The sequence below is a fragment of the Enterobacter sp. Sphag1F genome, from assembly GCF_014193275.1.
GTDB lineage: Bacteria > Pseudomonadota > Gammaproteobacteria > Enterobacterales > Enterobacteriaceae > Pantoea > Pantoea symbiotica.
The window spans coordinates 64405-77250 of the sequence record NZ_JACHZD010000001.1 but is presented as its reverse complement, the minus strand read 5'-3'; the positions used below and the strand labels follow the sequence as shown (position 1 = coordinate 77250).

Annotated in this window: 13 protein-coding genes; 7 read left to right on the top strand and 6 right to left on the bottom strand. The window is 53.2% G+C overall.

The window, feature by feature from the left end:
* Window positions 1–16: 16 nt before the first annotated feature.
* The gene (gene rhaR / locus FHW71_RS00345) at window positions 17–883 is read right to left on the bottom strand and encodes an HTH-type transcriptional activator RhaR (RefSeq protein ID WP_008108868.1); all 867 of its coding nucleotides are present in this window, start codon (window positions 881–883) and stop codon (window positions 17–19) included.
* A 15-nt stretch (window positions 884–898) separates the two neighbouring features.
* A complete protein-coding gene (gene rhaS / locus FHW71_RS00340; RefSeq protein ID WP_061718835.1) occupies window positions 899–1720 on the bottom strand; it encodes an HTH-type transcriptional activator RhaS in 822 nt (273 codons plus the stop codon).
* A 290-nt stretch (window positions 1721–2010) separates the two neighbouring features.
* Here rhaS and rhaB point away from each other — a divergent pair, with 290 nt between their 5' ends.
* The 4 genes from rhaB to rhaM are packed head-to-tail and all read left to right on the top strand — an operon-like array spanning window position 2011 to window position 5889.
* A complete protein-coding gene (gene rhaB, locus FHW71_RS00335; RefSeq protein WP_179450784.1) occupies window positions 2011–3483 on the top strand; it encodes a rhamnulokinase in 1473 nt (490 codons plus the stop codon).
* Entirely contained in the window at window positions 3476–4732 is a 1257-nt protein-coding gene (locus tag FHW71_RS00330; RefSeq protein WP_008108874.1) for an L-rhamnose isomerase, read from the top strand. Before rhaB ends, FHW71_RS00330 begins: the two co-directional genes overlap by 8 nt.
* Window positions 4733–4742: 10 nt before the next feature.
* A complete protein-coding gene (gene rhaD / locus FHW71_RS00325; RefSeq protein WP_154193504.1) occupies window positions 4743–5585 on the top strand; it encodes a rhamnulose-1-phosphate aldolase in 843 nt (280 codons plus the stop codon).
* Window positions 5575–5889, top strand: a complete 315-nt coding sequence (gene rhaM, locus FHW71_RS00320) for an L-rhamnose mutarotase (RefSeq protein WP_179450786.1) — start codon at window positions 5575–5577, stop codon at window positions 5887–5889. The genes rhaD and rhaM overlap by 11 nt, the downstream gene beginning before the upstream one ends.
* 67 nt (window positions 5890–5956) lie before the next feature.
* Here the strand turns inward: rhaM and FHW71_RS00315 are convergent, their stop codons facing one another.
* Entirely contained in the window at window positions 5957–6610 is a 654-nt protein-coding gene (locus tag FHW71_RS00315) for a TetR/AcrR family transcriptional regulator (protein WP_179450788.1), read from the bottom strand.
* Between the two features lie 295 nt (window positions 6611–6905).
* On the opposite strand from FHW71_RS00315, the gene FHW71_RS00310 reads away from it, so the two are divergent.
* A complete protein-coding gene (locus tag FHW71_RS00310; protein WP_179450790.1) occupies window positions 6906–7163 on the top strand; it encodes a YdgH/BhsA/McbA-like domain containing protein in 258 nt (85 codons plus the stop codon).
* An 83-nt stretch (window positions 7164–7246) separates the two neighbouring features.
* Here FHW71_RS00310 and FHW71_RS00305 read toward each other — a convergent pair whose 3' ends face one another.
* From FHW71_RS00305 to FHW71_RS00295, 3 genes are all read right to left on the bottom strand, one after another.
* On the bottom strand, window positions 7247–8431 hold the full coding sequence (locus FHW71_RS00305) for a sugar transporter (RefSeq protein ID WP_061718841.1): 1185 nt from the start codon (window positions 8429–8431) through the stop codon (window positions 7247–7249).
* Window positions 8432–8796: 365 nt separating this feature from the next.
* Window positions 8797–9054 (bottom strand): hypothetical protein, encoded by a 258-nt coding sequence (locus FHW71_RS00300; RefSeq protein ID WP_008108886.1) that lies wholly within the window; start codon window positions 9052–9054, stop codon window positions 8797–8799.
* 168 nt (window positions 9055–9222) lie between these two features.
* Complete coding sequence (locus FHW71_RS00295) at window positions 9223–10479, bottom strand: MFS transporter (protein ID WP_179450792.1); 1257 nt, start codon at window positions 10477–10479, stop codon at window positions 9223–9225.
* A 94-nt stretch (window positions 10480–10573) separates the two neighbouring features.
* On the opposite strand from FHW71_RS00295, the gene FHW71_RS00290 reads away from it, so the two are divergent.
* Together FHW71_RS00290 and FHW71_RS00285 are read left to right on the top strand one after the other, a co-directional pair.
* On the top strand, window positions 10574–11470 hold the full coding sequence (locus FHW71_RS00290) for a LysR family transcriptional regulator (RefSeq protein WP_061718843.1): 897 nt from the start codon (window positions 10574–10576) through the stop codon (window positions 11468–11470).
* A 134-nt stretch (window positions 11471–11604) separates the two neighbouring features.
* On the top strand, window positions 11605–12822 hold the full coding sequence (locus FHW71_RS00285) for an ROK family protein (protein ID WP_179450794.1): 1218 nt from the start codon (window positions 11605–11607) through the stop codon (window positions 12820–12822).
* Window positions 12823–12846 lie beyond the last annotated feature (24 nt).

The window sequence follows — 12846 nt, the reverse complement described above, 5'->3', positions numbered from 1 at the left end:
TGACGCACACCTCGCGTCAGGCTTTAACTTTCTCAGATGAGAGTTCGCGATGCGGCAGGAAGCGCTGCCGCCACGCACTCGGCGTTAAACCGGTTTCCCGCGTAAACACCACCGAAAAGTAGTTACTGTCATCGAAACCGCAACGCGCGGCCACTTCACTGATTAAGCAATCCTGTGTACGCAGCAGATACTTAGCCTGGCACAGCTGGAGCTGCCGCAAATAGTGTCCCACGGTCATACCGGTTTGCTGGCGAAACAGCTGCTTTAACGCACGCTCGCTTAATTGATTCTGCTGGCAAAACACTGCCAAATCGAATGGACGGCTGATGGCACCTTGCAGCGCCGACATCAGCAGATCCAGTTGCTCACCTTCAGGCAATGCCCAGGGCCGATCGGCAGCATAACCGTGACGACGCAAAATCAGCGCGAGTTGCAAAAACAGCGCTTCGGAGAGTTGAATCGATAGCGAATCACTTTTGCGGCTCTCGCGCTCTAGCTGGCTAATCACGCCGCGCGCTAACGCCATCCCGCGCGTGGTCAAACGCCAGCAGCCCGGCGAATCTTCTTCTTGCGGCGGCAGCAACTGGCTCCAGTCAAGGCCAAGACGAAAGCGATCGCGGCAGTAAAGAATGTTATCCAGCGCCAGATCGTTGACGCTGTCATAACTGTGACAGTCGTTATCGTGAATGTAAAAAACGTCGCCGCAGGTTATCAACCATGGACGATCGTTGAGCACATGCAGGCCGTTGCCGCGCCAGACGATAACGATTTCACTGAATTCATGACGGTGCGGAGGGAAGGAGGGCTGTGGCATGCGCTCGGCCACAGCAATCGGCAGATTGGTGGCCGGAAAATAGTCTTCGCGCGTTAAAATCAGCGACATGAGGAAACGCTCCCGTTATAGCATCTGCTGGCGCTCCGCTCTGGGCGCGCAGCCAAATTCTCGCCGGAACAGTGTGGAGAAATGGTTGCTGTCACCAAATCCGCACTGGTAGGCAATGTCTGTTATGCGCATATCGCTATGACGCAGTAAATGCCGCGCCTGTAACAGGCGAAGCCTATTCAGGTAACGCTGCGGTGTATTGCCGGTTTGCTGCTTCATCTGGCGGTGCAGGGTACGCAGCGACAATGAAAAACGATCGGCTAAGGCATCCCACACAATCTCTTCACTGTAGTGCTCATTGAGCCAGTCGAGCAACCGATGTAAGCGGGCTTCCTGATCCTGTGATTGATCGTTGTGAGCCGCTTCGCGCAACAACACCAACAGTTGCAGAAAAAGTTGCTCCTGACGTGCGTGACGTTCCAGCGACCACACATCTTGCTGCTTCATCTGCGTAACGATTTGCAGCGCCTGCGCCATTACCTTGTGATTAATGCGCCAGTGCGACGCGTAGTGATCCTCTTCTTCGCGTGGCAGGAGCTCCTGCAAACCCGAGAGAAAACGGAATGCCGCCGGACTGCGATACAGCACGTTGGTCAGACATAAATTCTCCGTTTGCTCATAAAGATGGCGATCGTGATCGCGCACGAAGCACACGCATCCTGCAGATAAAGCCTGTGGCTGACCGTTAAACACATGAATACCAGAACCTTGTTCCACTAACACAATTTCATGGAAATCATGATGGTGCTCCGGAAATGCCTGCTGTGGCACGCGCGGCTCAATGGCGATGGCGTAATTCCCTTCTGGGAAGAAATCTGCGCTATGTAAAACGGTCATGATTCGCCTCTTTATTAACTCAACTGTTGCCGAGTCTACGCAGGCGCCCCGCACCTTACCTTGAATTTTCAACTTAGTGGCGCAGGAAAATGGCTAATTTTTCAAGATCTCACCAGTGATTGACGGAAATGCGGCAAGGCTCACATCTCTCTTCTTGTGTGGTTCTGTGAGCTTTCTCACGAACTTCTTTGTTAGCGTGCCAGCGACTATTACGCACTGGCAGTAAGGGGAAGGTGGCAAAAAGCAGAGATTTCTAATCTGTAGTCATCTCATCACAGGAAGAACACGCCATGAGTATGCGTAACATTGTTGCCATTGATTTAGGCGCATCCAGCGGGCGCGTGATGCTCGCACAATGGAGTTCAGCGAATCAGCAGATCAGCCTGCGCGAAGTCCGTCGCTTCACCAATCAGCGTGTGCGCCGTGCAGATTATGATTGTTGGGATTTGGATCGACTGGAGCAGGAGATTCGTTTAGGGCTGACCCAGCTAGATGATGAAGGTATTGTGCCGGACAGCATCGGCATCGATACCTGGGGCGTTGATTTGGTGTTACTGGATGCCAACGGTGAGCGCGTCGGCGAGGCGGTAAGCTATCGCGACAAGCGCACGGAAGGGCATATGGCTCAGGCCATTAATGATCTCGGCAAAGGTGCGATCTATCAGCGCACCGGTATTCAGTTCTTGCCTTTCAACACGCTCTATCAATTGCACGCGCTGCATCAACAGCAGCCAGATTGGCAGGAAACAGTGCAGCATGCGCTGATGATTCCAGACTATCTGCACTATCGCCTTACGGGCCAGATGAACTGGGAATACACCAACGCCACCACCACACAACTGCTCAATATTCACAGCGGTGAATGGGACAGCGATTTACTCGGCTGGGCTGGCGTACCGGCTAAATGGTTCGGTAAACCAACCTCGCCAGGCAATACCGTTGGTTATTGGACCAGCGCCAGCGGCAACAACATTCCGGTGATCGCGGTGGCGACACACGATACAGCGAGTGCGGTTTTGGCCACGCCGTTAATGCAGGATGATGCCGCTTATCTCAGCTCGGGAACCTGGTCGCTGATGGGGATTGAGAGCTTGCAGCCTTGTGTCAGCACGGCGGCGCTCAATGCCAACATAACCAATGAAGGTGGTGCTGAAGGCTACCGTGTTCTGAAAAACATTATGGGTTTGTGGCTGCTGCAACGTGTCTGCACCGAGTTGCACATTACCGATCTCTGCTCGCTGATCAAAGACGCTGAAAATGAACCTGCCTGTCGTGCGCTGGTTAACCCCAATCACAGCCGTTTTATCAATCCAGACAGCATGGTTCAGGAGATTCAGAACGCCTGCGCCGAACAGAACATGCCCGTTCCTCAGACGCCTGCCGCGCTGGCCCGCACCATCTTTGACAGTCTGGCCTTGCTCTATCGCCAGGTGATTGGCGAACTCGGCACATTGCGCGCTGCACCGCTGCGTCAGCTGCATGTGGTGGGCGGTGGCAGTCAGAACCCACTGTTAAACCAATTGTGTGCCGATGCCTGCGAGTTGCCGGTATTAGCCGGGCCAATTGAAGCCTCAACGCTCGGTAACGTCGGCTGCCAGCTCATTGCCTTAGGCGAACTGCGAGACGTCAGCGATTTACGCCGCTGCATTAGCCAAAACTTCCCGTTAGAAAAATTTGAACCGTTGAACAACAGCGCCTTCGCTGCCCATCAGGCACGCTTTGCCGCGCTCAGCCAACCTGCTAAGGAACTTGCATATGACTAAGCTGATTGAACAGGCCTTCGAACTGGCCAAACAACGCTACGCCGCCATCGGTGTGGATGTGGAACAGGTAATGGCACAGCTGGATGGCATTCCGGTCTCGATGCACTGTTGGCAAGGCGATGACGTGCGAGGCTTCGAAAATCCAAACGGTGAACTGACCGGCGGTATTCAGGCCACCGGTAACTATCCGGGCCGCGCCCGTAATGCTGATGAGCTGCGTTCTGATGTTGAAAAAGCGATGTCACTCATTCCGGGGGCAAAACGCCTTAACCTGCATGCAATTTACCTGGAGAGCGATAAGCCGGTTGATCGCGATGCGATTGAACCGAAGCACTTCAGCAACTGGGTGGAATGGGCTAAGACGCACAAGTTGGGCCTCGACTTTAATCCAAGCTGCTTCTCCCATCCACTGAGCGCCGATGGCTTTACCTTGTCACACGCCGATAAAGGGATTCGCCAGTTCTGGATCGATCATTGCAAGGCCAGCCGTCGCATCTCGGCACACTTTGGTGAGCAACTGGGTACTGCATCTGTTATGAACATCTGGGTGCCGGATGGAATGAAAGATCTCACCGTCGATCGCCTTGCACCGCGTCAACGCCTGGCAAGTGCGCTTGATGAAGTAATCAGTGAAAAGCTCAACCCTGCGCATCACATCGATGCGGTAGAGAGCAAACTTTTTGGTATCGGTGCAGAAAGCTACACCGTGGGCTCCAATGAATTCTGCCTGGGTTATGCCAGCAGCCGCCAGACCGCACTAACTCTCGATGCCGGCCACTTCCATCCAACCGAAGTAATTTCCGACAAGATCTCCACGGCGATGCTTTATGTGCCGCGTCTGCTGCTGCACGTAAGCCGTCCGGTGCGCTGGGACAGTGATCACGTGGTGATTCTCGACGATGAAACCCAGGCTATCGCCACCGAGATCGCGCGCCACAAGCTGTTCGACAAGGTGCATATCGGTCTCGACTTCTTTGATGCGTCTATCAACCGCATCGCGGCGTGGGTAATTGGCACACGCAATGCCAAAAAAGCGTTGCTGCGTGCACTGCTGGAACCTACCGATCAGTTACGCAAACTTGAGAACGAAGGGGATTACACCGGTCGCCTGGCGATGCTTGAAGAACAAAAATCGTTGCCGTGGCAAGCGGTTTGGGAAGCCTGGTGTCTTCGCCACGATGTCCCTGCTGATGCCAGCTGGCTGAGCGAAGTCCGTCATTATGAACAACAAACACTGCGTCAACGTTAAGGGACACACCATGCAAAATATTCTCTCTTCCGCTTTTGTTCAGGGAATGGTTAAAGCGACCAGCGACATGTGGTTGAAGGGCTGGGATGAGCGTAACGGCGGCAACGTCAGCTTACGTTTACTGCCGGAAGAAGTTAAAGATTTCGCCGGTGATTTCTATGCAGAGCCGCGTTGTATTGAGCTGACCAAACCTGCTCCAGCACTGGCCAATGATTGGTTCCTGGTCACCGGATCGGGTAAGTTTTTCCGTAACGTACAGATCGACCCGGCCGATTGTCTGGCGCTGTTGCAGGTCGATGACAAAGGCTTGTCATACAAAATCCACTGGGGTTTGAGTAATGGTGGCCTGCCAACCTCTGAACTGGCGGCTCACTTCCAGTCACACAGCGTGCGCAAGCAGGTCTCAAACGGCGTTGATCGCGTGATCATGCACTGCCACGCCACCAACTTTATGGCGCTGAGCTATGTGGTCGATCTGGATTCCGCACGCTTCACACGCCTGCTGTGGGAAGGCAGTACCGAGTGTCTGGTGGTGTTCCCGGATGGCGTCGGTATTCTGCCGTGGATGGTGCCAGGCACTGACGGAATCGGCCAGGCAACAGCCGACGCGATGGCAAACCACAGCATTGTGATGTGGCCGTTCCATGGCATCTTTGGCGCCGGTCCAAACCTCGATGAGACCTTTGGCCTGATCGACACTGCGGAGAAATCTTCCGAAGTGGTGGTGAAAGCGCTGTCGATGGGTGGCATTCGTCAAAGCATCACCACTGAGCAACTGATCGCGCTGGGTGAACGCTTCAACGTTAAGCCATGGCAAGCCGCTCTGCAGGCGGAGCGCAGCGATGTTGCGTAAAGCCTTTGTGATGCAGGTGCATGCACACTGCCACGATGAGTATCTGCGCCGTCACACACCCATTTGGCCGGAGCTGGCCGATACGTTAAAAGCGCATGGCGCGCACAATTACGCTATCTGGCTTGATGCTGAACGCAATCTGCTGTTTGCCAGCGTGGAAATTGAGTCTGAAGCGCGCTGGGAAGCAGTGGCAAAAACGGAAGTGTGTCAGCGTTGGTGGGCATCCATGAAGGACTTAATGCCATCGAATCCGGATAACAGTCCGGTGAGCGCGGCGTTAAAACCGATGTTTTTCCTGCCTTAACGCTCGCTCGTCTCACTATTCGTATTGAGGCAATAATTTCAGGCCGAAAGGGAAGTCGGCCTGAAATTTATTTGGTGCTCAACTCACAATATCCCGCCAGAGCGGGCCAGATTGCCATCTGCGTATCCACAATCTGGTCAAGATCCTCACGATTAGCTCCTTCACGAGCACGTACCGACATTCCCTGTAGTAAGCACGCCAGATAGCTAGCTAAAGTTGCACAATTGGCACATTGCGGTAATTCGCCGCGCTGCTGCCGGGTGTCAAGGAATGATTTTAACGCTGATTCCTGCGCATGATGCTGCTGCGCCAGCATTTGCGCCACTTCTTCCGAGCCGGAAGAGAGCGCGCTCGAAGTACAAATGAAGAAACAGCCTGCTGGCTTATCACATTCTGTGAAGCACGCTGCGGTTGCACGAAAATAGGCTTCAATTGCCGTTTTCACGTCTGATGCATCATCGTTCAGCACTGCGTTGCGTTGTGCGCTGAAGGTTTCAATGTATCGCTGCATCGCCGCACGGAATAAACCCTCTTTATTCTCAAACTCAGCATAAAGGGTTGGGGCTTTCGCGCCGGTTGCATTAACCAAATCGGACAGCGACGTGCCTTCATAACCATGCGCCCAGAACAACATCAATGCCTTGTCCAGGGCATCATTGCGATCAAACACTTTCGGGCGACCGCGCGTTTTCCTGTTCACTACATCGATCAATTCTGTCATTGGGCACCTCAAAGCTTAGAAACACCCAATTAAATTACCGATCATTAAATAAATATGCAAGCGCAGCCCGGAATGAGCCTGTTCGTCTTTGCCCGTTTGTGCTTTTAGCTGTCGAAAGCACCCAAATGGATAAGTCGAAAAGGGCTGGGAAGCCCATAATCACGCCACTTCCGATTAAAATAATGACCGTTAATAAAATGATTGACGCGCGCACCCTTTCGGCAGTAGCATTTAATTAACGGTTGTTAACTTAATCGCGACCGACCCCAATTCATCTGTTTAAGAGAGCAAAATTATGAAAAGCATCAAACTGACCCTGGCCGCTGTAGCATTGTCTTCAATCGCGTTTGGTAGCATGGCTGCAGACTTAGTAAACGAAGCGCCAATGAATCAACAACAAATTGGTGTGGTTAGCGCTTCAGGCAGCACCAACCTGACATCGCTGGAGAATCAGCTATCGGAAAAGGCCAATGCTGCCGGAGCAAAGTCATTCCGCATCACTTCGACCTCTGGCAACAACAAGCTAAATGGCACAGCAGTAATTTATAACTAAGAGAATTGAGCGGAGTGCGATTAAGCATTCCGTAAGAAGTGAATAAAAGGCTTCAGAAGATAATCCTTCTGAAGCCTTTTTTCTTATCCGTTAGAACGCAGTTGAGGATAGCGGCGGAAGATAGCGATACACCAGAACAGTGCAACAAGACCAATAATGCCGCCGACGTTACCAACGTCCGACATTTGCATATGCAAACTGACCTGGTTACCCAGCAGCGCACCTGCGCCGATTCCGATGTTGTAGATACCAGAGAACAGCGACATTGCGACGTCGGTAGCATCCGGCGCCAGCGCCAGCACGCGCACCTGCATCGCCAGACCAATCATCATCATTGCCATGCCCCAAACGATACACAGTACGGTGATCGCAGCGGGACGTACGGCGGCAAACACCAGCAAGCCCATGCTTAGCGTGATCATCGCAATCGCGGCGATCAGCATCGCCGACGGGAATTTATTGCCCAGCGTACTAAACAACACGCTGCCAATAATGCCCGCCGACCCGAACAGCAGTAAAAGCAGGGTGGTGAAATTGTCATCCGCATTAGCGACCACCTGCATAAACGGTTCGATGTAGCTATAAGCGGTGTAATGCGCCGTCACCACCACGGTAACCAGCACGTACATTGCTACCAGCGCCGGACGACGGAAGAGCATCGGCACGCTGCTCAGTGAACCGGTATGTTCACTCGGCAGACGCGGCAGGATGCGCATCAGCAAAATCAGCAACACCAATGCAGACAAACCGATCATGCCGAAGGTGGTGCGCCAGCCAAGATATTGACCGACGATGCGCCCAATCGGCACTCCCAGCACCATTGCCAGCGCGGTACCGGTTGCCAGCATACTCAACGCCTGAGTTTTCTTACCCGCAGGCGCCACGCGAATGGCCAGCGAAGCAGTAATTGACCAGAACACCGCGTGCGCTAAGGCAATACCAATGCGCGAGATCACCAGCGAGGTGAAATCCCATGCCACAGATGAGAGCACATGGCTGGCGACAAACACGATGAACAACACGGCCAACAGCAGGCGACGCTCAATATTGCGCGTCAGAAGCATCAACGGCAGCGACAATAGTGCGACGACCCACGCATAGATGGTCAGCATGATGCCAACATCGGCAGTCTTCATGTCATAGCTGGCGGCGATATCTGACAGCAGACCGACAGGCACGAATTCTGTGGTGTTAAAGACAAAAGCAGCAATAGCCAGCAGAACAACGCGTAGCCAGGCCGTTTTACGGGAAACAGTAGTAGATTGCATGGAGTTCAAATCTGTCAGACGGCGAGTGAAAGGGCGAAAAGGCACCCCAGAAAGTGACCGGAGTCACAAATTGCCGCTATTGTGGAGCATTAATGAGCGAAGGGAAACCGTTTGTCGGGCTTTTATTACTGATTATTTTTTATCGTGGAAGGCGTTGTTAATAGCCTGAGGTTATTACGCTTTCTGGCATGGGGTCGAGAGTAATCAGGGGTGATGAAATGAGAGAAGAGGCGACTGGACCTGACGCCGCAATGAACGTCTTAAGGTCCAGTTATTATTACACTTAAATTTATAGTTATTATGAAACGCCCCAGCGGTGCTTAACAAAACAGCGGGGACACCTTACCACTCTCAAATCATGATTATCAGAGTCTCACCATGTGTTTTAGTGCCACGCTATTTTGAGTCGTCATGTTTTTTTTTACCCCAACCGGACAACAGTGCTCGCAGCCCAGCGCGCTGGCATAAAATTTACGTGCTTGCTGGATGGCGGCATTTGGCGTGTAGAATGTACCAAGAAAACGGCGTGCCTCATCAGTGGGTAAAAACGGGCATCCCGTTGCATGTACTACATGGTTGTCGTTATAGCCGGCGTGCTTATCGACGTAATAATAGAGTCCCATCTAACGACCTCATTGCTGTGAAATAAAAAAAGTCTAACTATTGTTGGAATGGAATGAATTATAGCGACGAATAGCCGTTTTGTTTTATCTGGGACTGTGAGATCGCCGTATGGCATACACTTGAGATGAGAACGGGGCGCATTAGCCCCGTTTGACAGATGAAAGGTATTACAGTTTCCGGCACTGCAAACGCCAGCCGACCAGCAAAGCCATTAATAATAGCAGGCTAATGAATAGCGTTACGCCCATCCAGCCGTAGCTGTGCCAGAACACGCCGCCCAAGGTACCGGCCACGCTGGAACCGACGTAATAACTGAACAGATAAAGTGACGATGCCTGGCCTTTAGCACGGCGCGCGCGCGGGCCAATCCAGCCGCTGGCAACCGAGTGTGCCGCAAAGAATCCGGCGGTGAACAGCATCATGCCAGGCAAAATCAGCCACAGCGAGTTAAACGCCGTCAGCAGCAATCCCGCCAGCATTATTGCTGTTGCACCGATCATCACCGGACCGCGCCCAAAGCGGCTGGTCATCGCGCCCGCTTTTGGTGAACTCCATGAACCAGTCAGATACACCACCGACAGCAATCCGACCACCGCCTGGCTCAGTGACCACGGCGAACTTAACAGGCGATACCCGATGTAGTTGAACAGCGTGACGAACGCGCCCATCAGCAGGAAGCCTTCTGCGAACAGCAGCGGCAGACCTTTATCGCGCCAGTGCAGACGGAAGTTGATTAATAAACTGCGCGGGCGCAGCGACGCCGGGCGGAAATGACGAGATGCAGGCAGAATTTTCCAGAACATCAGCGCGCCCGCCAACGCGAAGCAACCAATAACACCCACCGCAACACGCCACGAGAAGAAATCGGTCAATACGCCAGTTAACAGGCGTCCGCTCATGCCACCAATCGAGTTACCGCTGATATACAGCCCCATGGAAAAGGCGATAACGCGTGGGTGAATCTCTTCACTCAGATAGGTCATACCAACCGCCGCAACCCCGCTCAGAGATAAACCTATCAGCGCGCGCATCAGCAAAATGCCTTGCCAGCTGCTCATGGTAGCGGAAATCAAGGTGCAGATGGCGGCGAGCAACAGCGCGGTAACCATCACCGATTTACGGCCAATTGCATCCGACAGCGGCCCAGTAAACAGCAATCCTAACGCCATTAAGCCGGTGGAGAGCGAGAGAGAAATACTGCTTTGCGCCGGAGAAACGCCAAACTGCTGCGAAAGCACCGGCAGAATCGGCTGTACGCAATACAGCAAGGCGAAAGTGGCAAGACCAGCGGAGAACAGCGCTAGCGTCACGCGCATAAACTGCGGCGATCCGCGTTCAATCCATTCTGAAGGGGTTGCAGCTGAAGCAGGCTTTACGGACAACTCGTCTTCATCGAGTATCACCGCCTGGGAAGAGCGACTCACGGAACATCCTCGTTTGAACCATTATGGCGTTACTGTAGGAAAGGGTTAATAGGTTGTACAATATATTAATAATCTCAAATGAGACGTTTAAAATATGAATGTCGAATTACGACATCTACGCTATTTCATTGCTGTCGCGGAGGAGCTGCATTTTGGCCGCGCTGCGCAGCGCCTGAATATTTCGCAACCGCCGTTGAGCCAGCAGATTCAGCAGCTGGAACAGGAAATTGGCGCGCAGCTGTTTACCCGCACCAATCGCAGCGTACAGATCACGCCTGCTGGCGCGCTGTTTTTGCAGGATGCGCGTGGCATTTTGTTGCAGGTTGAACAGGCAGCGCGCCGCGCCGCACGCGTGCACACCGGTCAGGAAGGCGAGTTGCGCATTGGCTTTACCTCGTCAGCGCCGTTTACTGGTTTGGTTTCAGATGCGTTGTATCAATTCCGCCAGCGTTGGCCGCAAGTGCACATTCATATGCAGGAAAACAACACGCGCCAGCAGCTTGCGCCCCTTCATGACGACCGGCTGGATCTCGGTGTGATGCGCAATACGCCGCTGCCTAGCGATCTGCAGCATCGCGTGTTACTGCGTGAGCCGCTGTGCGCGGTAGTGCATTGGGCGCATCCGCTGGCCGATGCGGAGTCGATTTCCATTCAGGCGTTAGCCAACGAGCCGTTTGTATTTTTCGATCCGCAAGGCGGCACCGCGTTGTACGGTGAGATCCTGGCGCTGCTGCATCGGTATCAAATCAAACCTTTTATTACTCAGGAAGTGGGCGAGGCGATGACCATTCTGGGGTTGGTGGCGACCGGACTCGGCGTGTCGATTCTGCCGGCATCGTTCCGCCGTGCGCGTTTGGCCGATGTGGTGTGGATCCCTTTGCAGGAAAGCGACGCGATTTCTGAAGTTTGGCTGGTCTGGTCGGCGACGCGAGAACCGACGGCACAAATGACCAATATGATGTCGCTGATGCTCCAAAACGCGGAGAATTGAACCAGCGGGTGAAGCAGGGCATAAACTTTATGTGCGATAAATCACATTTCTAATCAAATATTTGACGCTGCTGGTCAATCTGCATCACCATAGCTGCTGTTTATTTAGAAGCGCGAAAATAATGGGAGCAGGGCGTGAATCTGTACAGTCAACCTGGTCATATTGATCAGATAAAACAGACCAACGCAGGTGTGGTTTACCGACTGATTGACCTTTACGGCCCGATTTCGCGTATTGAGCTTTCTAAACGTGCCCAGTTAGCACCCGCCAGCATTACCAAAATCGTGCGTGAAATGCTCGATGCCCATCTGGTACAGGAAACCGAATTTCAGGAACCGGGCAGTCGCGGTCGTCCAGCGATTGGTTTGATCCTTGATACGCTTGCCTGGCACTATCTCGCCGTACGCATTCAGCCCGGATACATTACGCTGACGCTGCGCGATCTCAGCAGCCGCGCGCTGCAGGAAGATCGCTTGCCGCTGCACGCCAGCGCCGAAAAACCGCTGCTGCAAACCTTGCTGGATCTGGTGAATGACTTCTTTATTCGTCATCAAAGCAAGCTGGAGCGTTTGACCGCCATCGCCATTACTTTGCCGGGATTGATCAACGCGGCTTCTGGCGTGGTACATCGTATGCCGGGTTACGACGTGCAGGATATGCCGCTGGGAGAAACGCTGGCGCAACGCACCGGTTTGCCGGTATTCGTGCAGCATGATATTTCTGCCTGGACGTTAGCCGAAGCACTGTTTGGTGCTTCCAGCGGCGCACAGCATGTGATTCAGATTGTGATCGATGAAACCGTCGGCGCGGGCGTGATCAGCGGCGGACAACTGCTGCATAAAAATGGTCGTACGCTAGTGGAGATTGGTCATACGCAAATCGATCCTTACGGCCAGCAATGTTATTGCGGCAATAATGGTTGTCTGGAAACCGTCGCCAGCATCGGAAGCTTGCTTACTCTCACTGCCCAGCGCTTGCCATCGCAGCCGGACAGTTTATTGCATCAGGCACCGCTGACGATTGAGAGCTTATGCGCCGCCGCACAGCAGGGCGATCGTCTGGCGCGTGATGTTATTGCTGGCGTCGGACATCATATTGGCAGGATGCTGGCGATGATGGTTAACATCTTTAATCCTCAACAAATTCTTATCGGTTCGCCGCTAAATCAAGCCGCCGATGTGCTGTTCCCTGCGGTGAGCAGTACCATTCGTCAGCAGGCGTTGCCCGCTTACAGCAGTGAAATCCAGCTCACACCAACGGCTTTCAGCGATCCCGGTACTTTTGGCGGTGCAGCCCTGATAAAAGACGCGCTTTATAGCGGCCATTTATTGGTAAAACTGTTGCAGGGATAATTACAGCTCGCCTTAAGTTTGTCC